Here is a 19,740-nt window from a genome sequence, read left to right as displayed (position 1 = left end):
CCCCGCCACTCCGACCATCCGATGCTAGGGCAGGTCGGCAGAAGGGCGGACACGAACGAGGGGTGGACCGTGCAGGCAGGCGAACGAGACGTCGACGCGACGACGGCGCGACTCAAGCCGATCACGGTCGTGCCGGTGTGGGTGGCCTCGCTCGTCGCGGCCGTGCTGATCGGCGTGTACTCACCCGCCGCCGAGTACTGGGACCACGTCGTGCTCGCCCTCGGCGGCGCCATCGTGCTGACCTTCGTGCTACAGCTCGCCACCAGCCAGAAGGACGGCCTCGTCTCGCGCACGATGCTCAGCACCTGCGGCAGCCTGGTGATCCTCGCCGTCGTCACCGGCGTCCTCGCCCTCGTCTGAACGGTCGCCCCGAAGGGCTGGGCACCCTGGTGGTCGCCGGGTAGGCTCGACGTCATGGATTCCCTGCTCGCACTCGAGGTGTTCTACATCGGGCTCCTCGGCCTCGCCACCCTCGCCATCGGCTTCGTCTCGGTCGTCGTCCTGCTCAAGCTGTTCAAGGGGCAGCGTTGACGCTCGGGCGACGGCGCTGACCGCTCCATGATCGACATCCCCACCGACCTCCCGTCCGAGCTCGTCCCCCTTTCGTGGTTGATCGGCGTCTGGCAGGGCACCGGCGTCGTCGACTACAAGATCGGCGAGGGCGACCCCGACTCCGAGCCGGGCACCGAGCGGCGCACCCACGAGTTCGGGCAGCGCATCAGCTTCAGCCACGACGGCCTGCCCTTCTTGAACTACAGCTCGTTCACCTGGCTGCTCGACGACGAGCACACGCCGCTGACGAGCGAGACCGGCTACTGGCGACTCGAGCGACCGGCCGAGCCGGGCGACCGGGGACCCGGCATGCTGCCGGGCGTCGGCGTGCAGCCGTTCACCTCGGCACGCGCCGTCGAGATCCTGCGGACGCCCGACGACGGCTTCGGCCTCGAGGTGCAGATCGCCCACCCGACCGGCGTCAACGAGCTCTACCTCGGGCGGGTGAAGGGGCCTCGCATCGACCTGGCCACCGACGCCGTCGTCCGGTCGAGCAACGCGAAGGAGTACTCGGCCGCCACCCGCATGTACGGCCTGGTCGAGGGCAAGCTCTTCTGGGCGTGGGACATCGCGGCCCTCGGGCAAGAACTGCGCTCGCACGCGTCGGGGCAGCTGGCGCGCGTTGACTGACGCAGGCGGTCCCACCACCGACGCCGCGCCTCCTGCGGTGTCGCCGTTCTCGGTGCGCGACGGCTTCGTCGACGACGGGTCGGGCGTCGCCGCGCACTACGGCAACCCGCTCGGCGAGCAACGCCGGCTGGCTCGTGGGGCCGCGGTCGTCGACCTCTCCGACCGCGGCGTATTGACGGTCACCGGGCCCGATCGGCTCAGCTGGCTGAACTCGCTGACCAGCCAGGCGCTCGTCGGCCTGGCACCCGGCGTCTCGACCGAGACCCTGTTGCTCGACGCCAACGGCCGGCTCGAGCACGCCGCCCGCGTCGTCGACGACGGCGAGACGGCATGGCTGCTCGTCGAACGCTCCGAGGTCGGCCCCCTCGGCACCTGGCTCGACCGGATGCGCTTCATGCTGCGCGTCGAGGTGGCCGACCGCACGGGCGACGTCGCGACGATCGGCTCGATGCACGACCTGACCGGCGGTGCCGACGGCACCGACCCGCTCGTCCCGGTCATGACCTCGAACGACACGGCGCTGGTCTGGGTCGACCCCTGGCACGAGGTGACGGTCGGCGGTCACAGCTACGCCGACCCGGACCACCACCCCGGTCACGACTGGACCTACCGCGAGACCCTCGTGCGACGCTCCGACCTCGACGCGCTCGCGGCCCTGCCCGCCGACCGCCTCGCCGTCGCGGGCACCCTCGCGCTCGAGGCCCTGCGCATCGAGGCCTGGCGCCCGCGCCTGGCGACCGAGGTCGACGAGCGGACCATCCCGCACGAGCTCGACTGGATGCGCAGTGCCGTGCACCTCGCCAAGGGGTGCTACCGCGGCCAAGAGACCGTCGCCAAGGTGCACAACATCGGCCACCCGCCTCGACGGCTCGTCATGCTGCACCTCGACGGCAGCGACGGCGTGCTGCCCGAGCGCGGTGCCGAGGTCGTCCTGGCCCCGTCCGCCACGGCCGACGTCGTGCCAAAGGTCGAGACCGCAGGAGGCGCGGCCGAGGCCCCCGAGGCCGCCGCGCCCAAGTCGGTGGGTCACGTCACGAGCGTCGCCCTGCACCACGAGCTCGGTCCGATCGCGCTCGCCCTCGTCAAGCGCGGCACCGACGAGGCGGCACCGCTCGCGGTCGTGGCCGACGACCTCCTCGTCGCCGCCGCGCAAGAGATCGTCGTGCCCGCCTCGGCCGGCGCCGCCGCGGGCGTGCCGCGGCTGCCGCGCCTCGGCGCCGTCCGTCGCTGACGGCCCGGTGAGGCAGCGCACGCGGGCCCGGTCGTGACCGGGCCGACGCGCGGCGGCGGGCTGCGACGCGGCTGGCACCGCGCCTCCTCGTCCTTCGACCTGAGGGACGCCACGGCCCGCACGATCGCGTCGGGGCCGGCCGTCGTGCAGATCGTGCTCGCGGTCGCCGGCGCGTACGCGATCACGCACTACGCCCTCGGGCACGCGATCCCGCTGCTGGCCGTGACCATCACGATCTCGTCGCTCGGCCTCGCCCGCGACGCCCGCCCGCGTCGCGTGCTCGAGAACGCGGTCGGCGTGCTGATCGGCATCGCCCTCAGCGAGATGCTGCTGATGATCGTCGGCAAAGGCCTGTGGCAGATCGCCCTCGTCCTCTTCGTGACCCTGCTGGTCGCGCGGTTCTTCTCGTCGAGCAGCGCGTTCGCCGTCGCGGCCGCGACCCAGTCGATGCTCGTCATGCTGCTGCCCGACCCCGACGGCGGGGCCTTCGTCCGCAGCATCGACGGAGCCGTCGGGGGAACGGTGGCCCTGCTCGTCACGGCCGTCGTGCCCCGCGACCCGGTCGGGCTCGCCCGCTACGACGCCCGGCGGCTGTTCGACGAGGTCGACCACGCCTTCACCGCGCTCGTCGCGGCGCTGCGCACCGACGACGCGCCCCGGGCCGACGACGCCCTCGGCCGCCTGCGGGGCACGCAGCCCGTGCTCGACGACTGGTCGTCGACGCTCGAGTCGGCGCAGTCGATCGCGCGGCTGTCGCCGTTCTTGCGGTCGCGCCTGCCCGACCTGCGACAGCAGGCGACGGTGCGGCGCTACGTCGACCTCGCCGTCCGCAACCTCCGGGTGGTCGCCAGGCGCCTCGACACCCAGCTCGGCGACGGCGTCGACCGGTCGGCGCTGGCCGACCTGCTCGACTCGACCGCGCGAGCCGTCGCGGTGCTCGGCCGATCGGTCCACGACGTCGAACAGCGGCCCGTCGCCCGCGAGGCCCTGACGGCGGTGGCCCGGCGGCTCGACCCGACCGTCGTGCTGCCCGGCGCACCCGTCACCGAGGCGATCGTCGTGCTGATGATGCGACCGCTGCTCGTCGACCTGCTGATGGCCACGGGGCTCGACCACGACGAGGCCCGAGCCCGGCTCGCACGCGTCTGACGCGTCGCGCGCCCGCTGCTCGCGTGCCTGACGAGTCGTGGGGCCGTCGTGCGCCCGTCCCGCGCCCGTCCCGCACGCGACAGCCGCTCACGGGCGCGGTGCGACCGCCGCCCAGGGCACCGACAGCTCGCCGAGCCGCCACCGCGTCCGGCCGCCCTGCACGGGCCAGCCCGCGTCGCGCAGCCCCTGCACCGTCGCGAGCCACCGTTGCACCGGCCCGTAGACCGAGAGCGGGGCGGCGACCGCCCACTGCCGGTCGAGGTCGACGAGCAGGTCGTGGACGCGCTCGCCCGGCACGTTGCGGTGGATCAGCGCCTTGGGCAGGCGTTCGGCCACCACCGACGGCAGCTCGAGCCCGGCGAGCCGCAACGAGATCGTGAACGTCGTCGGCCCCTCGGGCGTCACGTCGACCCAGCTCGCCACGCGGCCCACCTCGTTGCAGGTGCCCTCGACGAGCACGCCGCCGGGCTGCAGGCGCCCCGTCATCAACGCCCAGGCGTCGGCCACCTGCGACTCGTCGTACTGCCGCAGCACGTTGAACGCCCGGATCACCGCCGGCCGTCGGTCGCCGTCGAGCGGCACCTCGAACCCGCCCCGCCGGAAGCTCACCCCGGGGCGCGCCGACAGGCTCGCGAGCCGCACGCGCTCCGGCTCGATCTCGATGCCGACGACCTCGACGTCGTCGCGGACCCGCAGGAGGCGCTGGTGCAGTTCGAGGGGAGTCGTCGCGCTCGCGCCGTACCCCAGGTCGACGACCAGCGGGTCGTCCGTGCGCCGGAACGACGGGTGGGCGGCGATCCAGCGGTCGACACGGCGGAGCCGGTTGGTGCCGGTCGTGCCGCGCGTGACGGAACCGATGGGCATGCACCGAGTCTGCCATCGGAGCGTCGCGATACGCTGGCGGCATGACTTCGACCCTCATCCTCCTGCGTCACGGCAACAGCGAATGGAACGCGAAGAACCTCTTCACCGGATGGGTCGACGTGCGGCTCACCGAGCAGGGCCGTGCCGAGGCCAAGCGTGCCGGCGAGCTGCTGCTCGAGGCCGACCTGCTGCCCGACATCCTCTACACGTCGCGCCTGACCCGCGCCATCCAGACCGCCGACATCGCCCTCGAGGAGGCCGACCGCCTCTGGATCGACGTCAAACGCTCCTGGCGTCTCAACGAGCGCCACTACGGTGCGCTGCAGGGCAAGGACAAGGCTCAGACGCTCGAGCAGTACGGCCCCGAGCAGTTCCAGACCTGGCGTCGCTCGTTCGACGTTCCGCCGCCCCCGCTCGACGACGACAGCGAGTTCTCGCAGGCGCACGACCAGCGCTACGCCGAGCTCGGCATCGACGCACCGCGCACCGAGTCCCTGGCCCTCGTGATCGATCGCATGCTGCCCTACTGGCACAGCGACATCACCGAGAGCCTGGCCGCGGGTGACGTCACCCTCGTCGTCGCGCACGGCAACTCGCTGCGAGCGCTCGTGAAGCACCTCGACGGCATCAGCGACGACGAGATCGCCGAGCTGAACATCCCCACGGGCATCCCGCTCGTCTACGAGCTCGACGACGACTTCGTGCCGACCGGCCCGGCCCGCTACCTCGACCCCGAGGCCGCCGCCGCCGGTGCTGCCGCGGTCGCGAACCAGGGCAAGAAATAGCGCCTGCCGAAGACCCCGCGCCCCACGACCCGTTGCCCGGGTCGTGGGGCGCCGTCGTCGGTGCGAGTCGGCGCCGCGAGTCAGCGCCGCGAGGCGACGGTCAGACGAAGCGCGCGCTGATCTGCATCACAAGGTCGTCCATGTCGACGGGAGCGCTGGTGTCGACGCGGATCACGGGCCACTCGCCGAGCGGTTCGGCGCCGGCCGCCCACGTCGGCCAGGCGGCCCGAGCCGACTCGACCGTGCCGTGCGCCGGGTGTCGACCGCCGGCCGCGAGCCGGTCGACCACGCGCTGCAGGGCCACCTCGGGGTCGACGTCGCACCACACCTCGACCGTGCGGGGCGATCCGGCGCGCTCGACGCCGGCGCGCGCGAGGTCGAGGTCGCGGTCGCGGTGCCAGAACGAGTCGACCACCACGCCCGCCTCGACCTCGCCCGCCATCGCCCAGACGGCGTCCATCGCGATGCCACCGAGGGCGTGCGGATCGATCATCGGCCCGGCCAGGTCGACCAGCGCCTCCTTGACCGGGTCCTTCGCGAGCAGCGGGCAGCCGAGCACGCCGGCGAGCGTGGCCGAGAGGGTGGTCTTGCCCGATCCGGGCAGACCGTTGACGAGGATCGCGACTGAAGCCATGCCCCCATCCTCGCGGACCGCGAGGGCCGCGACCGAACGCGAGGAGGCGCGGTGCCCGACGACCGGGCACCGCGCCTCCTGCAGGTCAGCCGGTGATCAGACCTCGGGGGCGACCCAGTCGCCGGTGGCGAGGTACTGGACCTTCTTGGCGATCGACACGGCGTGGTCGGCGAAGCGCTCGTGGTAGCGCGACGCGAGGGTCGAGTCGACGGTGTCGACGGCTGCGCCCTTCCAGGTCTCGCCGAGCACCTTGTCGAAGACGCTGAGGTGCAGCTCGTCGATGCGGTCGTCGTCGTTGCGGATCTCTTCCGCCAGGCGCACGTCTTCGGTGGTCAGCAGCTCGGTGAGCTTGTTCGCGATGGCGACGTCGAGCTCGCCCAGCTCTTTGAAGGTCGGGCGCAGCGACTTCGGCACGACCTTCTCGGGGAACCGGTAGCGGGCGAGCTGGGCGATGTGCTCGGCCATGTCGCCCATGCGCTCGAGCGAGGCGCTGATGCGCAGGGCGCTGACGACGATGCGCAGGTCGCGGGCGACCGGGTTCTGGCGGGCCAGGATGTCGATGGCCAGCTCGTCGAGGGCGATGGCGCGCTCGTCGATCTTGTCGTCGTCGGCGATGACCTGCTCGGCCAACGAGACGTTCGACTCGTTGAAGGCCGTGGTCGCGTTCGCGATCGAGACGGCGACGAGGCCGGCGATCTCGACGAGACGCTCCTGCACCTCCAGGAGTTCCTGCTGGAATACCTCGCGCATGTCGTGTTCGACCCTCTCGTCGTGGGGGCTCGGTGGCCCTGGGAGCACGGTGGCTGCGAGCGGGGTGCGGGGCGCGCCCTCGGCTCGTGACGTGAGGGCGTGAGTCGCCCGCACAGTCCCGACGATGCTCTCCGGTGAAGGTTAACGACCGGTGATCGCCGCCTGAACTCTGACCAAAGTACAGCGGATGGGACGACCTCCCGTTCATCGACGGGCCGGGGGGTCACTACTGTGAACGACATGGAATCCGCCTGGCTGGTGCCGTTGTCGCTGGCCTTCGGGGTCGTCGTCGGTGCCGCCATCGTGCTGGTCGTCGTCTCGGCCCACCGACGCGCCGTGCGAGCCGCGGCGCTCGTCGACGTCGCCCTGCCCGACGGCATCGACGCCGTGCTCGACGCGCTCGAGTCCGCCGGGCTCGTGGTCGACCCGTCGGGCAACGTGCTCAAGGCCTCGGCCGCGGCCCGGCAGCTCGGCCTGGTCTCGGCGCAGCAACACCTCGTGCACCCCGAGCTCGAGACCATCGTCAACGACGTCCGCCGGCACGGCGACCCCGTCGTCGAAGAACTGACGTTGCCGCGGTTGCCCGGCAGCGAGGCCACCATCGCGGTGCACGTTCGGGCGGCCGCCCTCGGGGGTCGCTTCGTGCTGCTGCTCGCCGAGGACCGCACCGAGGGGCGCCGGCTCGACGACATGCGCCGCGACTTCGTCGCCAACATCAGCCACGAGCTCAAGACGCCGATCGGCGCCGTCGGCCTGCTCGCCGAGGCCCTCGAGTCCGCCTCGGCCGACCCCGAGCAGGTGCGGCACTTCGCCGCGCGCCTGACCCGCGAGGCCGGGCGGCTCGGCCGTCTCACGCAAGACATCATCGAGCTCTCGCGCCTGCAGGCGACCGACGCGCTCGAGACCGCCGAGCCGATCGACGTGCGCGACGTGGTCGACACGGCCGTGGACCGCAACCGGGTGGGCGCCGAGGCGCGGGGCATCGACCTCGTCGTGCGGGGCGGCAAGCACGCGCACGTCGTCGGCGACCAGGCGATGCTCGTCACGGCCGTCGACAACCTCGTGGCGAACGCCATCAACTACTCGCCCGACGGGTCGCGGGTCGGCATCGGCGCCACGGTCGACCAGGGCGGCGTCGTCGAGATCGCCGTGACCGACCAGGGCTACGGCATCCCCGACGACGAACTCGACCGCGTCTTCGAGCGGTTCTACCGCGTCGACCCGGCCCGGTCCCGTCGCACCGGCGGCACCGGCCTCGGCCTCGCGATCGTCAAGCACGTGGTGCAGAACCACGGCGGCGACGTCCGCGTCTGGTCGCAGGTCGGCAAGGGGTCGACCTTCACGCTGCGCCTGCCGTCCGCCGAGGTCGAACCCGTCACCCGGTCGATCCCGACCACGGCCGCCCCGCGGCCCGAGCACCAAGAGACACGATGACCATGGAGACCCGATGACCCACATCTTGATCGTCGAGGACGAAGAGTCCCTCAGCGAGCCGCTCGCCTTCATCCTGCAGCGCGAGGGCTACCAGGTGACGGTGGCCGAGGACGGCCCGGGCGCCGTCGCCGCCTTCGACAAGACCGGAGCCGACCTCGTGCTGCTCGACCTCATGCTGCCGGGCATCCCGGGCACCGAGGTCTGCCGCATCATCCGCACGAAGTCGCAGGTGCCGATCGTCATGCTGACGGCGAAGGACAGCGAGGTCGACATCGTGGTCGGCCTCGAGCTCGGCGCCGACGACTACGTGACCAAGCCGTATTCGACTCGCGAGCTGCTCGCGCGCATCCGGGCCGTGCTGCGTCGTCGGGTCGACCCCGACGACCTGTCCGACTCGATGCTCGAGGCGGGGGAGATCCGCATGGACGTCGAGCGGCACGTCGTGTCGGTCCGCGGCACCGACGTCGCCATGCCCCTGAAGGAGTTCGAGCTGCTCGAGCTGCTCATGCGCAACGCCGGCCGGGTGCTCACCCGCGGGCAGCTCATCGACCGGGTCTGGGGCTCCGACTACTTCGGCGACACCAAGACCCTCGACGTGCACATCAAGCGCATCCGCTCGAAGATCGAGGCCGTCCCGTCCGAGCCGAAGGCCCTGGTCACCGTGCGCGGCCTCGGCTACCGCATCGAGGCCTGACCGGTCGGCGCCCGCGCCTCCCCGGCGAGAACCCGGGAGGCGCGGGTCGCCTCACGCGCGAGAGGCCCGGCACCGCACACGGCGGGCCGGGCCTCTCGGCTGTCGGTGGGGGGTCGCTACGGCGTCGGCGACGACGACGGTGCCTGCTCGGTCGCCTCGACCAGCGGGGTCGACTCGACCGTGGGGTCGGAGGACGGCGTGGGGGAGGGCAGCAGCGTGGCGTACTCGGAGAGAGCGCCCGTCAGGACGGGGACGTTGAACGACTTGCCGGTCTCGGTGCCGTACTGGACGAACACGGGCACCAGGGCGCCCGGGTCGGAGTCGAGCGAGTCGATGATGAACTGGTCCTGGCCGGGCTCGGTGCCGAGCTCGACCTTGGACGAGCCGTCGACCTCGATCGTCTGCGTCTGCTTGCCCGAGGTGGTCGGGTACTCGAACGAGACCTGCGCGGCCTCGTCGCTCGTGTTGAGGACGACCATGCTCAGGCTGGCGGTGTCGCCGTCGCCCTCGCGAGCCGTGAGGAGGATGGCGTTGCGCACCTGGATCGAGCCGACGTTCACGCTGTAGCCGTCGCTCGCGTCGTACTGCTTGGTCGTGGCCTGCGGGCTGATGAAGTTGCACCCGGCGGCGGTCAGGACGACCACGGCGCCGACGGCGGCGGCCGAGACGACGCGCGTCGTCAGTCCGCGAGACTTCAGGGATGGGGCTCGCACAGGTGTCCTCCAGGATCAGCGTCACGACAAACGTCCGGAGCCCAGCTTATCCGCGCCCACGGGGGTCGGTTCGTTAGGGCAGCCTTACCAACGAGTCCTTATGGTATCCTGGGTGTCGCAGAATGGAGCCTGATTCATGCAGTTCGAGGTCGGCGAGACCGTTGTATACCCGCACCACGGGGCAGCGACAATCTCAGAAGTCAAGAAGCGGATCATCAAGGGCGAAGAGAAGCTGTACCTCAAGCTTCGCGTCACCCAGGGTGATCTGACCATCGAAGTACCCGCAGACAACGTCGACCTGGTCGGCGTGCGAGACGTCATCGGCAAAGAGGGGTTGGACCGCGTCTTCGACGTGCTCCGCGCCCCCTTCACCGAAGAGCCGACCAACTGGTCGCGCCGCTACAAGGCGAACCTCGAGAAGCTCGCCAGCGGTGACGTCATCAAAGTGTCCGAGGTCGTCCGCGACCTCTGGCGCCGCGACCAGGACCGCGGCCTCTCGGCCGGCGAGAAGCGCATGCTCGCCAAGGCCCGTCAGATCCTGATCAGCGAGCTCGCGCTCGCCGAGAAGACCGACGAAGAGAAGGCGTCGAGCGTCCTCGACGAGGTCCTTGCGTCCTAGCACTCCCGACGACCGCTCGGTCGGCGACGGTGGGGTCCACACCCCGTCCGGCGTCGGTCGGGCGGTCGTCGTCGTTGCGGCGGGCAGTGGCACCCGCCTCGCGCTCGGCCGGCCCAAGGCGTTCGTCGAGGTCGCGGGTCGCAGCATCCTCGAACGGTCGCTCGACGCCGTCTTCGCCTCGGCCGTCCCGACGCAGGTCGTCGTCGTGGTCCCCGAGGCGCTCGTCGACGAGTCCCGCGCGCTCGTGCACGCCGTCGCCGGTCCCGCCCGGGGCTACGCCTCGGTCGTCGTGGGGGGCGACACGCGCCAGCAGTCCGTCGCGGCGGGCCTGACGGCCCTCGGCCCCGACGTCGAGACCGTCCTGGTGCACGACTGTGCCCGACCCTTCACCCCCACCGCCCAGTTCGACCTCGTGGCCGGCACCGTCGAGTCGACGGGTGACGGCGTCGTGCCGGGTCTCGCGGTGACCGACACGATCAAGCGGGTCGACGCCGACGCCGCCTTCGTCGTCGACACCGTCGACCGCAGCGAGCTCGTCGCCATGCAGACGCCGCAGGGCTTTCCCCGAGGCGCCCTCGAGCGCGCCTACGCCGAGGCCTCGGTCGAGCACACCGACGACGCCGCGCTCTTCGCCGCCGCCGGCCACCGCGTCCGCGTCGTGGCGGGCGACCCGGTGGCCTTCAAGATCACCACCCCGTGGGACTTGCGTCGTGCCGAGACGATCGTCGCCGAGGGCGAGGCGGGTGCGCCGGGGCGGGAGGCGTCCGGTCGACCGGGCCCGCGCCTCCTGACCGGGGTCGGCACCGACGTCCACGCGTACGACGCGACCCAGCCGATGCACCTCGGGCTGCTGCACTTCGCCGGGGAGGCGGGCCTCGCGGGCCACAGCGACGGCGACGCGGTCGCCCACGCGATCGTCGACGCGCTGCTGTCGGCCGCCGGGCTCGGCGACATCGGGTCGAGCTTCGGCACCGACGACCCCCGCTTCGCCGGGGCGTCGGGTGACGTGTTTCTCACCGCGACCCTCGAGCTGCTCGCGGCCGCGGGGGCGGCGCCGGTGAACGTCGCCGTCCAGGTCGTCGGCAACCGGCCCCGGCTCTCGTCGAGGCGGGTCGAGATGCAAGACGCGCTGACCCGCGTGGTCGGTGCCCCGGTCAGTGTCTCGGCGACAACGACCGACGGGCTCGGCTTCACCGGCCGGGGCGAGGGCGTGGCCGTCATCGCGACGGCCCTCGTCACGAGCGAGGCCACCGGCCCTGCGTCAAATAGGCTGATCACGTGACCATCAGGCTCTACGACTCCCGTCAGCAGGCGCTCGTCGACTTCGTCCCGCTCGTCCCCGGCCAGGTCGGGCTGTACGTCTGCGGCCCGACCGTGCAGTCGTCGCCCCACATCGGGCACCTGCGCTCGGCACTCGTCTACGACCTCTGGCGCCGCTGGTTCACCTACCGCGGCCTCGACGTGACCCTGGTGCGCAACGTCACCGACATCGACGACAAGATCCTCGCCCTGGCGGCCGACACCACCGAAGAGTGGTGGGCCCGTGCCTACCGGTACGAGCTCGAGTTCACCGCGGGCTACCAGGCGCTCGGCATCCAGGCGCCGACCTACGAACCCCGAGCGACCGCCAGCGTCAGCGAGATGCAGCAGATCGTCACGACCCTGCTCGAGAAGGGGCACGCCTACGTCGCCCCCGACGCCTCGGGCGACGTCTACTTCGACACGACGAGCTGGCCCACCTACGGCGCGCTGACGAACCAGTCGGTCGACGACATGGCCCCGGCGACCGACGCCGACCCCCGCGGCAAACGCGATCCGCGCGACTTCGCGCTCTGGAAGGGCCACAAGGCCGGCGAGCCCGAGTCCGCCTCGTGGGCGTCGCCCTGGGGCGAGGGGCGCCCCGGGTGGCACATCGAGTGCTCGGCGATGTCGGCACGGTACCTCGGTCGGGCCTTCGACATCCACGGTGGCGGCCTCGACCTGAGGTTCCCGCACCACGAGAACGAGCTCGCCCAGTCGACCGCGGCGGGCATGGACTTCACGTCGTACTGGCTGCACAACGGCCTCGTCGCCGTCGAGGGCCAGAAGATGTCGAAGTCGCTCGGCAACTCGATCTTCGCCGCCGACTTCCTGGCGCAGGCCCGGCCCGTGGTCGTGCGCTACTTCTTCAGCGCCGCGCACTACCGGTCGACCATCGACTACCACGAGGGTGCGCTGCTCGAGGCCGAGGCCGCGCTCGACCGCGTCGAGACCTTCCTCGAACGGGCCCAGCGGCGCCTGGCCGACACCCGCTTCGCCGGGGTCGGAGCCCGCGTCGTGCCCGACGAGTTCGGCGAGGCGATGGACGACGACCTCAACGTGCCCCAGGCCGTCGCCGTGCTGCACGACACCGTGCGTGCCGGCAACGTGGCCCTCGACGACGGCGACCTCGACACCGCGGCGCGGGCCTGGCAGCACGTGGCCGCCATGGTGGCCGTGCTCGGCATCGACCCGACGGCTCCCGAGTGGCGGGCGGGCGACGAGGTCGACGCGCACCGCGCGCTCGGCACGCTGGTCGACGTACTCTTGGCCGAACGCCAGCAAGCCCGGGCCGATCGCGACTTCTCGCGGGCCGACGAGATCAGGGGCGTCCTGACGGGCGCCGGCATCACCATCGAAGACACCCCCAGCGGGTCGCATTGGAGCCTCGAACAGTGAAGAACACCAGCGGAGCACGCAAGGGCCGTCCCGGCAGCAGTGCCGTGCGTCAGGGCAGCAAGGGCAAGCAGGTCGGCAGCGGCGGGCAGGGGCGCCAGGCCCTCGAGGGCAAGAAGCCCACCCCGGCCGCCGAGGACCGCCCGTACCACCCCGCGGGCAAGGCGAAGGCGGCGCGTGAGCGGCTCGAGGCGGCCCGTGGCCGCGGCGGGGCCGGCCCTCGCGCCGGGTCGCCGATCGCCGGTCGCGGCGGGCCCGACGCGCCCCGTCGTCGTCCGAAGTCGGCCGACGACCACGAGATGGTCACCGGTCGCAACTCGGTCGTCGAGGCCCTGCGGACGCGCATCCCGGCGACGACGCTGTACATCGCCGCCCGCATCGAGATGGACGAGCGCACCAAAGAGATCCTGCAGCTCGCGACCCGTCGCGGCCTGCCGATCCTCGAGGTCATGCGCCCCGAGCTCGACCGCATCACGGGTCACGACTCCGTGCACCAGGGCGTGGCGCTCAAGGTGCCGCCGTACGAGTACGCCCACCCCGTCGACATGCTCGAGGCGGCGGTCAAGCGTCAGCAGAAGCCGCTCTTCGTCGCGCTCGACGGCATCACCGACCCGCGCAACCTCGGGGCGATCATCCGCTCGGTGGCCGCGTTCGGCGGGCAGGGCGTCATCGTCCCGCAGCGCCGGTCGGTCGGCCTCACCGCCTCGGCCTGGAAGACCTCGGCCGGTGCGGCCGCACGCATCCCGGTCGCCATGGCGTCGAACCTGACGCAGACCCTCAAGTCGTACAAAGAGCAGGGCGTGTTCGTCGTCGGCCTCGACGGCGACGGCGACGTCATGCTCCCCGGCCTCGAGCTCGCCGACCGCCCGATCGTGGTCGTCGTCGGCAGCGAGGGCAAGGGCCTGTCGCGCATCGTCGCCGAGACCTGCGACGCGATCGTGTCGGTGCCGATCAGCGGCGCCGTCGAGTCGCTCAACGCCGGCATCGCCGCGTCCGTCACGCTGTACGAGATCTCGAAACTGCGCGCCGAGCGCAAGAAGAAGTAGCGCACACCCCCGCGAGGCGGGGCCTCGAGGAGGCGCGGGTCGGCCGGGTGCCGACCCGCGCCTCCTGCGTTCGACGCGGCTCGCGCGGGGCAGGCTGACGTCGCCTCCGGCTCGATGCGGTACGTACAGGATCAGCGATGAACCCGGTTTCGAACGATGAACCCAGAAGGAACGGGGTTCATCGTTCGGAACCGGGTTTCACGGATGCCGACGGGGCGAAGCCGGGTCCGCGGACCGCACGAGGCTGGACGAGGCCCGCGCCGGGCGGCAGGCTGCCGCGCGGCCATGCGGCGCCGGAACCGTGCTCAGACCTTGGTGCGCCAGTCCTCTTCGGCTTCGGCCTCGTCGGCGCCGGCCTCGTCGGCCTCGAGCAGGGCGGCCTCGGGCAGCGAGATCGACTCGGTCGCGGGCTCGATGACCATCTGCTCGTCACGGCGGTGGCGCAACACGTCGTTGATGTACGAGGTGAGCGCCTCGGCGATCGGCACGTCGCGGTTCTCGGCCTGCGACTGGTACCAGCGGTGCTCGAGCAGCTGGTGGAACACCTCGGCCGGTTCGAGACGACCGCGCAGGTCGCGGGGGATCGACCGGACCACGGGTTCGAAGACCCGCGAGGCCCACTCGTGGGCGATCATCTCTTCGTCGGAGTCCGACTGGTCGGTGCGCATGCGGTAGGCGTCGAGGTCGTTGAGCAGGCGGCGCGCCTGGTTCTCCTCGACGTCGAGCCCGGTGAGGCGCAGCAGGCGGCGCGAGTGGTGGCCGGCGTCGACCACCTTGGGCTGGATCTTGACCTGGCTGCCGCCCTCGGCCGTCTTGATCGCCAGCTCTTCGATGTCGAAGCCGAGGTCGTTGAGGCGCTCGACGCGGTCGTTGATGCGCCACCGCTCCGAGCTGTCGAAGGTCTCGGCGCCGGTCAGCTCGGTCCAGAGGCTGCGGTACGCGGCGACGATGCCGTTGCTGACGTCGACGGGGTCGAGGTTGTCGTCGAGTCGACCGCCCGCCTCGAGGTCGAGCAGTTCGCCGGCGATGTTGACGCGGGCGACCTCGAGGTCGTTCTCGCGCTGGCCGTTCGAGAGGCCGCCGGGGTAGAGCTTTCCGGTCTCGGCGTCGACCAGGTAGGCGGCGAAGGCGCCCGCGTCACGGCGGAACAGCGTGTTCGACAGCGACACGTCACCCCAGTAGAACCCGATGATGTGCAGCCGCACGAGCAGCAGGGCGAGTGCGTCGACGAGGCGGCGGGCCGTGTCGGGGCGCAGGGTCTGCGAGTAGAGCGCCCGGTACGGCAGCGAGAACTTGAGGTGACGCGTGACCAGCACCGGGTTGAGCGGCGAGCCGTCGGCGTCGTGGCGGTTCGTGATGACGGCCAGCGGGTCCACGCAGGGGATGTCCATGCGCTGCAGCGTGCGCAGCATCTCGTACTCGCCCCGGGCCATCTCGCCCGAGGTCTCCTTGATGGCGATGACGAAGCCGCTGAGGTGCGCGAAGCGCACGAGGTGCCGCGAGATGCCCTTGGGCAGGGTGGCGATGGCCTCGTCGGGCCACTCGTCGAGCGGCAGGTCCCAGGGCAGGTCGAGCAGCGCCGGGTCGGCGGTGGCCGAGGTGATGTTCAGGGAGTCGGGCATGGGGGCCTCTCGTGCGTGGTGCGCCGCCTGGGACGAGGCGGCGGGAGGGAGGTCAGGAGGCGCGGGGCCCGGACGCGGGACGGCCCGCCGTGTCGTCCGGAGGGATGCTCCGGGCGGACTCGACGGGCCGACCCGACGTGCTGCTACGCGCTGACGACGGCCTTGTCGCCGAGGCGCTCGCCGCTCTCGGTGTCGAAGACGTGCACGTGGTGCGCCTGCGGGGTGACGTAGATCGTCTCGCCCAGCTTGGGGTGGTTGCGGCCGTCGACGCGGACGACGACGTCGACGCGGTTGCCGTCGACCTCGGTGTGGCCGTAGAGGTAGCCGTCGGCGCCGAGCTCTTCGACGACGTCGACGGTGACCGCGAGGCCCTCGCCGGTCGTGTTGACGACCACGTCTTCGGGGCGGACGCCCACGGTGACGCTCTTGCCGTTGGCCTGGCCGACCGTGTCGCGGTCGACCGCGGTGACGGCGGTGCCGAACTGGATGCCGCCGTCGACGACGTCGGCGGGCAGCAGGTTCATGGCGGGCGAGCCGATGAAGCCGGCGACGAAGACGTTCTGCGGCTTCTCGTACAGGTCGCGGGGGGTGCCGACCTGCTGCAGGACGCCGTCCTTGAGCACCGCGATGCGGTCACCCATCGTCAGGGCCTCGGTCTGGTCGTGCGTGACGTAGACCGTGGTGACGCCCAGGCGGCGCTGGAGCGACGCGATCTGGGTGCGGGTCTGGACGCGCAGCTTGGCGTCGAGGTTCGACAGGGGCTCGTCCATGAGGAACACCTGGGGCTGACGCACGATGGCGCGCCCCATGGCGACGCGCTGACGCTGGCCACCCGAGAGGGCCTTCGGCTTGCGCGAGAGGTAGGGCTCGAGGTCGAGCAACTTGGCCGCCTCGAGGACGCGGGTGGCGCGCTCTTCTTTGCCGACGCCGGCGATCTTCAGGGCGAAGCCCATGTTCTCGGCGACCGTCATGTGCGGGTACAGCGCGTAGTTCTGGAACACCATCGCGATGTCGCGGTCCTTCGGGGGCACGTCGGTGACGTTGCGGTCACCGATGTAGATGTCGCCCGAGTTGACCTCTTCGAGGCCGGCGAGCATGCGCAGGGTGGTCGACTTGCCGCAGCCGGAGGGGCCGACGAGCACGAGGAACTCGCCGTCGGCGACCTCGAGGTCGATGCCGTCGACCGCGGCGCGCGTGGAGCCGGGGTAGAGGCGGGTTGCCTTGCTGAACGTGACCGAAGCCATGATCTTCTCCTTCACCGGCAGGTACGTGCCGGACGATCCGTTGTGAATGGACGGTGATCACCCTCAGAAGTCCGCGGTGACCACCACCGGCAAGCATGCCACGAAAACGTCTCGGCCCGCCACGCGCGCACCCCTTCTCCACCCCGTGATCGCCCGCGCCTGCGGACTTCTGCCAGGCTCTGCTCGTACCATGTTTCGTGGCCACGACTCGTGGCGACCGTCCCCACCACCCGCTCGACGCGACCATGCGAGGCCGTCGCGCACCGGAGCCCCATGACTGACCTGAACCCCGACGACCCGTCGTTGACCAAGAACCAGCGACGCGCGGCGGCCCGCCAGAAGGCGCAGCTCGCGCGTCAGAAGCAGAAGCGTCGCCAGCGAGCGGGCAAGTGGGCGCTGCAGGGCGGTCTCGCCCTCGTGGTGATCGCGATCGTCGTCGGCGTCGTCCTGGTCATCACGAACAGCATCCGTCCGGCCGGCCCCGGCCCGGCGAACATGGCCAGCGACGGCATCAAGATCGGCCAGGGCTTCGAGGCCGTGCAGACCGGTGCCCTCGGCCCGGACGACGAGCCCACCGCCTCGGCGACCACGGCGTCGAGCGACACCGTCGACATCGTGGTCTACCTCGACTACCTCTGCCCGATCTGCGGCGAGTTCGAGCAGGCCAACAACGACTACATCAGCGGGCTCGTCGAGTCGGGCGCCGCGACGGTCGAGTACCACCCCGTCGCCATCCTGACGAACCAGTCCCTCGGCACGAAGTACAGCAACCGGGCCGCCAACGCCGCGGCCTGCGTGGCGAACTACTCGCCGAACTCGTTCTTCGACTTCAACACCGCGATGTTCGAGCAGCAACCCGAAGAAGGCACCAGGGGCCTCGACGACTCGCAGCTCGCCGACATCGCCACGGGCGTCGACGGGGTGACGAACGCGAGCGACATCACGTCGTGCATCGACGACGACGAGTTCGGGTCGTGGGTGACGGCGGCGACCCAGCGCGCCATCGACGGGCCCATCCCGAACAGCGACCTGGACGCCCTGACCGGCACCCCGACGGTGCTCGTCAACGGTCAGAAGTACGACGGCAGCCGCCCGTTCACCGTGCAGGAGTTCCGCAGCTTCGTCGTCACGGCGGCCGGCAACAGCTACACCGAGTCGGGCACGGCCAGCCCGTCGCCGACCCCCACCGAGTCCGCGCCGGCCGAGACGCCCGCGGGCTAGGTCGTCATGCGGGGGTGCGGCAGCACCCCGGTGCGGTCGCGCACCGCGACCGGCAGCTCGTGCAGCACCACGTCGTGCACCTGGCCGGCGTCGAGGGTCAACGTCAGGTAGCTGGCGTGAGGCTGGCGCCGCCGGTCCGTGGGCGAACCCGGGTTCAGCAGGCGCAGGCCCGCCGGGGTCGTGGTGTCCCACGGGATGTGGCTGTGCCCGAAGAGCAGCAGGTCCGTCTCGGGGAAGGCACGGTCCATGCGGGCCTCGCGCCCCTCCTTGGCTCCGGTCTCGTGGACCACGGCCAGGCGCACGCCGTCGACCGTATGGCGCGCCACCTCGGGCAGGCGGGCGCGCAACCCGTCGCCGTCGTTGTTGCCCCACACCCCGACCAGGAGGCGCGCGCGGGCCTCGAACTCGTCGAGCGTCGGCTCGCCGGTCCAGTCGCCCGCGTGCACGACGACGTCGGCGCGCTCGACCGCGGCCCACACGGCCCCCGGCACGGCCTTCGCCTTCTGCGGGACGTGGGTGTCGGACACGACGAGGACGGTGGTCGGCATGCCCTCCACGCTAGGCGCGCGTCGAGCCGCGGGGCGTCGATCGGCCCGATATCGTCGTGGCGGGGTTTGCTGTCCTAGTCGGGGCGATCACCTCCGACGCTTCTGCCAGCCCACCGGCACCCGGCCGCACTCGACCGCGCCTCGCCCGGCACCATCTCGACCCCCGCACCACCAGAAACGAGGACGACACCGTGGGACTCTTCCGCAGCCAAGAATCCGAGACCGCCCGAGAGGACGCCGCCGTCCGGCACTCCCTCTGGGCCGACGCCTTCGGCACCCTCGCGACCCGCTCCGTGCAGATCATCGCCGTGCTGATCGTGGCGATCGGCGTCATCTACGTGTTCTTGAGCCTCAGCCTCGTCACCCTGCCGGTGCTGCTCGCGCTCATCTTCGCCTCGGCCATGCTGCCCGTCGTGGCGTTCCTGCGACGTCACAAGGTGCCCTCGGTGCTGGCGACGCTGATCGCCCTGTTCGCCGTGCTGATCATCCTCGGCCTCGTCGCCTGGCTGATCGTCTGGGCGGTCGAGAACCAGGCGAGCTCGCTGGTCGACTCGGCCACCTCGGGCTTCAACAAGCTGCAGGACTGGATCACGACCCTGCCCTTCTCGATCAGCGACCAGCAGATCGAGGACGCCCGCAACGCGGCCGTCGACTTCGTCACGAGCTCGCAGTTCGGCTCGGGCGCCCTGGCCGGCGCCTCGGCGGTCGGCAGCTTCGCGACCGGTCTCGTGCTGATGATCGTCGTCCTGTTCTTCTTCCTCAAGGACGGCCCCGCGATCTGGGAGTTCCTGCTGCGCCCGTTCCGGGGCGAGCACTACGCCCGTGCCCGTCGCATCGGTGACAAGACGGTCGCCACCCTCGGTGGTTACGTGCGCGGGACGGCGACGGTCGCCGCGGTCGACGCCGTCGGCATCGGCATCGGCCTCTTCGCCCTCGGCGTGCCCCTGGCGCTGCCGCTGGCCGTCGTCGTGTTCCTGACCGCGTTCATCCCGCTGGTCGGTGCCACCGCAGCGGGCATCCTCGCCGCCCTCGTGGCACTCGTCGCCAACGGGCCGGGCACGGCCCTGGCCGTCGTGGCCGTCGTCGTCGTCGTGAACCAGCTCGAGGGCAACCTGCTGCAGCCGGTGCTCATGGGCCGCACGCTGCAGTTGCACGGCCTGGTCATCCTGGTCGCGCTGACCGCCGGCACGATCCTCGGCGGCGTCGTGGGTGCCGTCATCGCCGTGCCGCTCATGGCCGTCGTCTGGGGCATCACCCAGGTCTGGAACGGCGAGCACGAGCCCGCCGAGATGTTCCGACAGAAGAGGCCA

Annotated in this window: 20 protein-coding genes; 13 read left to right on the top strand and 7 right to left on the bottom strand. The window is 71.5% G+C overall.

Features of this window, described 5'->3' with window-relative positions; genetic code table 11:
- The first annotated feature begins 69 nt into the window (after positions 1–69).
- The 4 genes from ASG05_RS07420 to ASG05_RS07405 all read left to right on the top strand — a co-directional run bounded on the left by ASG05_RS07420 (position 70) and on the right by ASG05_RS07405 (position 3,562).
- Positions 70–360 (top strand): hypothetical protein, encoded by a 291-nt coding sequence (locus tag ASG05_RS07420; protein ID WP_056259464.1) that lies wholly within the window; start codon positions 70–72, stop codon positions 358–360.
- A gap of 198 nt (positions 361–558) precedes the next feature.
- Positions 559–1,182 (top strand): FABP family protein, encoded by a 624-nt coding sequence (locus ASG05_RS07415; protein ID WP_043597230.1) that lies wholly within the window; start codon positions 559–561, stop codon positions 1,180–1,182.
- Entirely contained in the window at positions 1,175–2,413 is a 1,239-nt protein-coding gene (locus ASG05_RS07410) for a folate-binding protein YgfZ (protein ID WP_369814045.1), read from the top strand. Before ASG05_RS07415 ends, ASG05_RS07410 begins: the two co-directional genes overlap by 8 nt.
- A 33-nt stretch (positions 2,414–2,446) precedes the next feature.
- On the top strand, positions 2,447–3,562 hold the full coding sequence (locus tag ASG05_RS07405; RefSeq protein WP_056259460.1) for an aromatic acid exporter family protein: 1,116 nt from the start codon (positions 2,447–2,449) through the stop codon (positions 3,560–3,562).
- A gap of 87 nt (positions 3,563–3,649) precedes the next feature.
- On the opposite strand, the gene ASG05_RS07400 is transcribed toward ASG05_RS07405, so the two are convergent.
- Positions 3,650–4,426, bottom strand: a complete 777-nt coding sequence (locus ASG05_RS07400) for a hypothetical protein (protein ID WP_056259458.1) — start codon at positions 4,424–4,426, stop codon at positions 3,650–3,652.
- A gap of 41 nt (positions 4,427–4,467) precedes the next feature.
- On the opposite strand from ASG05_RS07400, the gene ASG05_RS07395 reads away from it, so the two are divergent.
- Positions 4,468–5,211: a phosphoglyceromutase gene (locus ASG05_RS07395; protein ID WP_056259457.1), complete on the top strand. Its 744-nt coding sequence runs from the start codon at positions 4,468–4,470 to the stop codon at positions 5,209–5,211.
- Positions 5,212–5,311: 100 nt separating this feature from the next.
- Here the strand turns inward: ASG05_RS07395 and ASG05_RS07390 are convergent, their stop codons facing one another.
- Positions 5,312–5,845, bottom strand: a complete 534-nt coding sequence (locus tag ASG05_RS07390) for an AAA family ATPase (RefSeq protein WP_056259454.1) — start codon at positions 5,843–5,845, stop codon at positions 5,312–5,314.
- Positions 5,846–5,941: 96 nt separating this feature from the next.
- Positions 5,942–6,595, bottom strand: coding sequence for a phosphate signaling complex protein PhoU (phoU, locus tag ASG05_RS07385; RefSeq protein WP_043597221.1), 654 nt, complete (start codon positions 6,593–6,595; stop codon positions 5,942–5,944).
- Between the two features lie 240 nt (positions 6,596–6,835).
- On the opposite strand from phoU, the gene ASG05_RS07380 reads away from it, so the two are divergent.
- Positions 6,836–8,029 (top strand): cell wall metabolism sensor histidine kinase WalK, encoded by a 1,194-nt coding sequence (locus ASG05_RS07380; protein WP_056259453.1) that lies wholly within the window; start codon positions 6,836–6,838, stop codon positions 8,027–8,029.
- 13 nt (positions 8,030–8,042) lie between these two features.
- Positions 8,043–8,723 carry a response regulator transcription factor gene (locus tag ASG05_RS07375; RefSeq protein WP_056259452.1) on the top strand — a complete coding sequence of 227 codons (681 nt, stop codon included), beginning with the start codon at positions 8,043–8,045 and terminating at the stop codon, positions 8,721–8,723.
- Positions 8,724–8,839: 116 nt separating this feature from the next.
- On the opposite strand, the gene ASG05_RS07370 is transcribed toward ASG05_RS07375, so the two are convergent.
- On the bottom strand, positions 8,840–9,436 hold the full coding sequence (locus ASG05_RS07370; RefSeq protein WP_056259450.1) for a hypothetical protein: 597 nt from the start codon (positions 9,434–9,436) through the stop codon (positions 8,840–8,842).
- A gap of 136 nt (positions 9,437–9,572) precedes the next feature.
- On the opposite strand from ASG05_RS07370, the gene ASG05_RS07365 reads away from it, so the two are divergent.
- The 4 genes from ASG05_RS07365 to rlmB are packed head-to-tail and all read left to right on the top strand — an operon-like array spanning position 9,573 to position 13,795.
- The gene (locus ASG05_RS07365) at positions 9,573–10,055 is read left to right on the top strand and encodes a CarD family transcriptional regulator (RefSeq protein ID WP_043597211.1); all 483 of its coding nucleotides are present in this window, start codon (positions 9,573–9,575) and stop codon (positions 10,053–10,055) included.
- The gene (gene ispD, locus ASG05_RS07360; RefSeq protein ID WP_056259448.1) at positions 10,045–11,337 is read left to right on the top strand and encodes a 2-C-methyl-D-erythritol 4-phosphate cytidylyltransferase; all 1,293 of its coding nucleotides are present in this window, start codon (positions 10,045–10,047) and stop codon (positions 11,335–11,337) included. The genes ASG05_RS07365 and ispD overlap by 11 nt, the downstream gene beginning before the upstream one ends.
- On the top strand, positions 11,334–12,752 hold the full coding sequence (cysS, locus tag ASG05_RS07355; protein WP_056259447.1) for a cysteine--tRNA ligase: 1,419 nt from the start codon (positions 11,334–11,336) through the stop codon (positions 12,750–12,752). The genes ispD and cysS overlap by 4 nt, the downstream gene beginning before the upstream one ends.
- Positions 12,749–13,795 (top strand): 23S rRNA (guanosine(2251)-2'-O)-methyltransferase RlmB, encoded by a 1,047-nt coding sequence (gene rlmB / locus ASG05_RS07350; protein WP_056259444.1) that lies wholly within the window; start codon positions 12,749–12,751, stop codon positions 13,793–13,795. Before cysS ends, rlmB begins: the two co-directional genes overlap by 4 nt.
- Before the next feature lie 305 nt (positions 13,796–14,100).
- On the opposite strand, the gene ASG05_RS07345 is transcribed toward rlmB, so the two are convergent.
- Both ASG05_RS07345 and ASG05_RS07340 read right to left on the bottom strand, forming a co-directional pair.
- A complete protein-coding gene (locus ASG05_RS07345) occupies positions 14,101–15,417 on the bottom strand; it encodes a DUF4032 domain-containing protein (RefSeq protein WP_056259443.1) in 1,317 nt (438 codons plus the stop codon).
- A 143-nt stretch (positions 15,418–15,560) separates the two neighbouring features.
- A complete protein-coding gene (locus ASG05_RS07340; RefSeq protein ID WP_043597318.1) occupies positions 15,561–16,661 on the bottom strand; it encodes an ABC transporter ATP-binding protein in 1,101 nt (366 codons plus the stop codon).
- Between the two features lie 273 nt (positions 16,662–16,934).
- Between ASG05_RS07340 and ASG05_RS07335 the strand changes: the two genes are divergently transcribed.
- Positions 16,935–17,882 carry a thioredoxin domain-containing protein gene (locus ASG05_RS07335; RefSeq protein ID WP_056259441.1) on the top strand — a complete coding sequence of 316 codons (948 nt, stop codon included), beginning with the start codon at positions 16,935–16,937 and terminating at the stop codon, positions 17,880–17,882.
- On the opposite strand, the gene ASG05_RS07330 is transcribed toward ASG05_RS07335, so the two are convergent.
- On the bottom strand, positions 17,879–18,430 hold the full coding sequence (locus tag ASG05_RS07330; RefSeq protein ID WP_056260706.1) for a metallophosphoesterase: 552 nt from the start codon (positions 18,428–18,430) through the stop codon (positions 17,879–17,881). The two genes, ASG05_RS07335 and ASG05_RS07330, sit on opposite strands and share 4 nt — an antisense overlap.
- Before the next feature lie 191 nt (positions 18,431–18,621).
- Between ASG05_RS07330 and ASG05_RS15825 the strand changes: the two genes are divergently transcribed.
- Positions 18,622–19,740, top strand: a 1,119-nt coding sequence (locus tag ASG05_RS15825) for an AI-2E family transporter (RefSeq protein WP_082486679.1), incomplete at its 3' end; no start/stop codon positions are given.

This window comes from Frigoribacterium sp. Leaf186 (assembly GCF_001423905.1).
Lineage (GTDB): Bacteria > Actinomycetota > Actinomycetes > Actinomycetales > Microbacteriaceae > Frigoribacterium.
The sequence above is the reverse complement of the archived record's forward strand: the minus strand, read 5'-3'. Positions and strand labels throughout refer to the sequence as shown.

Bases quoted from the DNA above. Each gene is read 5' to 3' on its own strand.
- ASG05_RS07330 (WP_056260706.1), bottom strand. From the start codon at position 18,430: ATGCCGACCACCGTCCTCGTCGTGTCCGACACCCACGTCCCGCAGAAG.
- ASG05_RS07390 (WP_056259454.1), bottom strand. From the start codon at position 5,845: ATGGCTTCAGTCGCGATCCTCGTCAACGGTCTGCCCGGATCGGGCAAG.
- ASG05_RS07415 (WP_043597230.1), top strand. From the start codon at position 559: ATGATCGACATCCCCACCGACCTCCCGTCCGAGCTCGTCCCCCTTTCG.
- ASG05_RS07340 (WP_043597318.1), bottom strand. From the start codon at position 16,661: ATGGCTTCGGTCACGTTCAGCAAGGCAACCCGCCTCTACCCCGGCTCC.
- ASG05_RS07400 (WP_056259458.1), bottom strand. From the start codon at position 4,426: ATGCCCATCGGTTCCGTCACGCGCGGCACGACCGGCACCAACCGGCTC.
- ASG05_RS07335 (WP_056259441.1), top strand. From the start codon at position 16,935: ATGACTGACCTGAACCCCGACGACCCGTCGTTGACCAAGAACCAGCGA.
- phoU (WP_043597221.1), bottom strand. From the start codon at position 6,595: ATGCGCGAGGTATTCCAGCAGGAACTCCTGGAGGTGCAGGAGCGTCTC.
- ASG05_RS07375 (WP_056259452.1), top strand. From the start codon at position 8,043: ATGACCCACATCTTGATCGTCGAGGACGAAGAGTCCCTCAGCGAGCCG.
- ASG05_RS07395 (WP_056259457.1), top strand. From the start codon at position 4,468: ATGACTTCGACCCTCATCCTCCTGCGTCACGGCAACAGCGAATGGAAC.
- ASG05_RS07365 (WP_043597211.1), top strand. From the start codon at position 9,573: ATGCAGTTCGAGGTCGGCGAGACCGTTGTATACCCGCACCACGGGGCA.
- ASG05_RS07380 (WP_056259453.1), top strand. From the start codon at position 6,836: ATGGAATCCGCCTGGCTGGTGCCGTTGTCGCTGGCCTTCGGGGTCGTC.
- ASG05_RS07345 (WP_056259443.1), bottom strand. From the start codon at position 15,417: ATGCCCGACTCCCTGAACATCACCTCGGCCACCGCCGACCCGGCGCTG.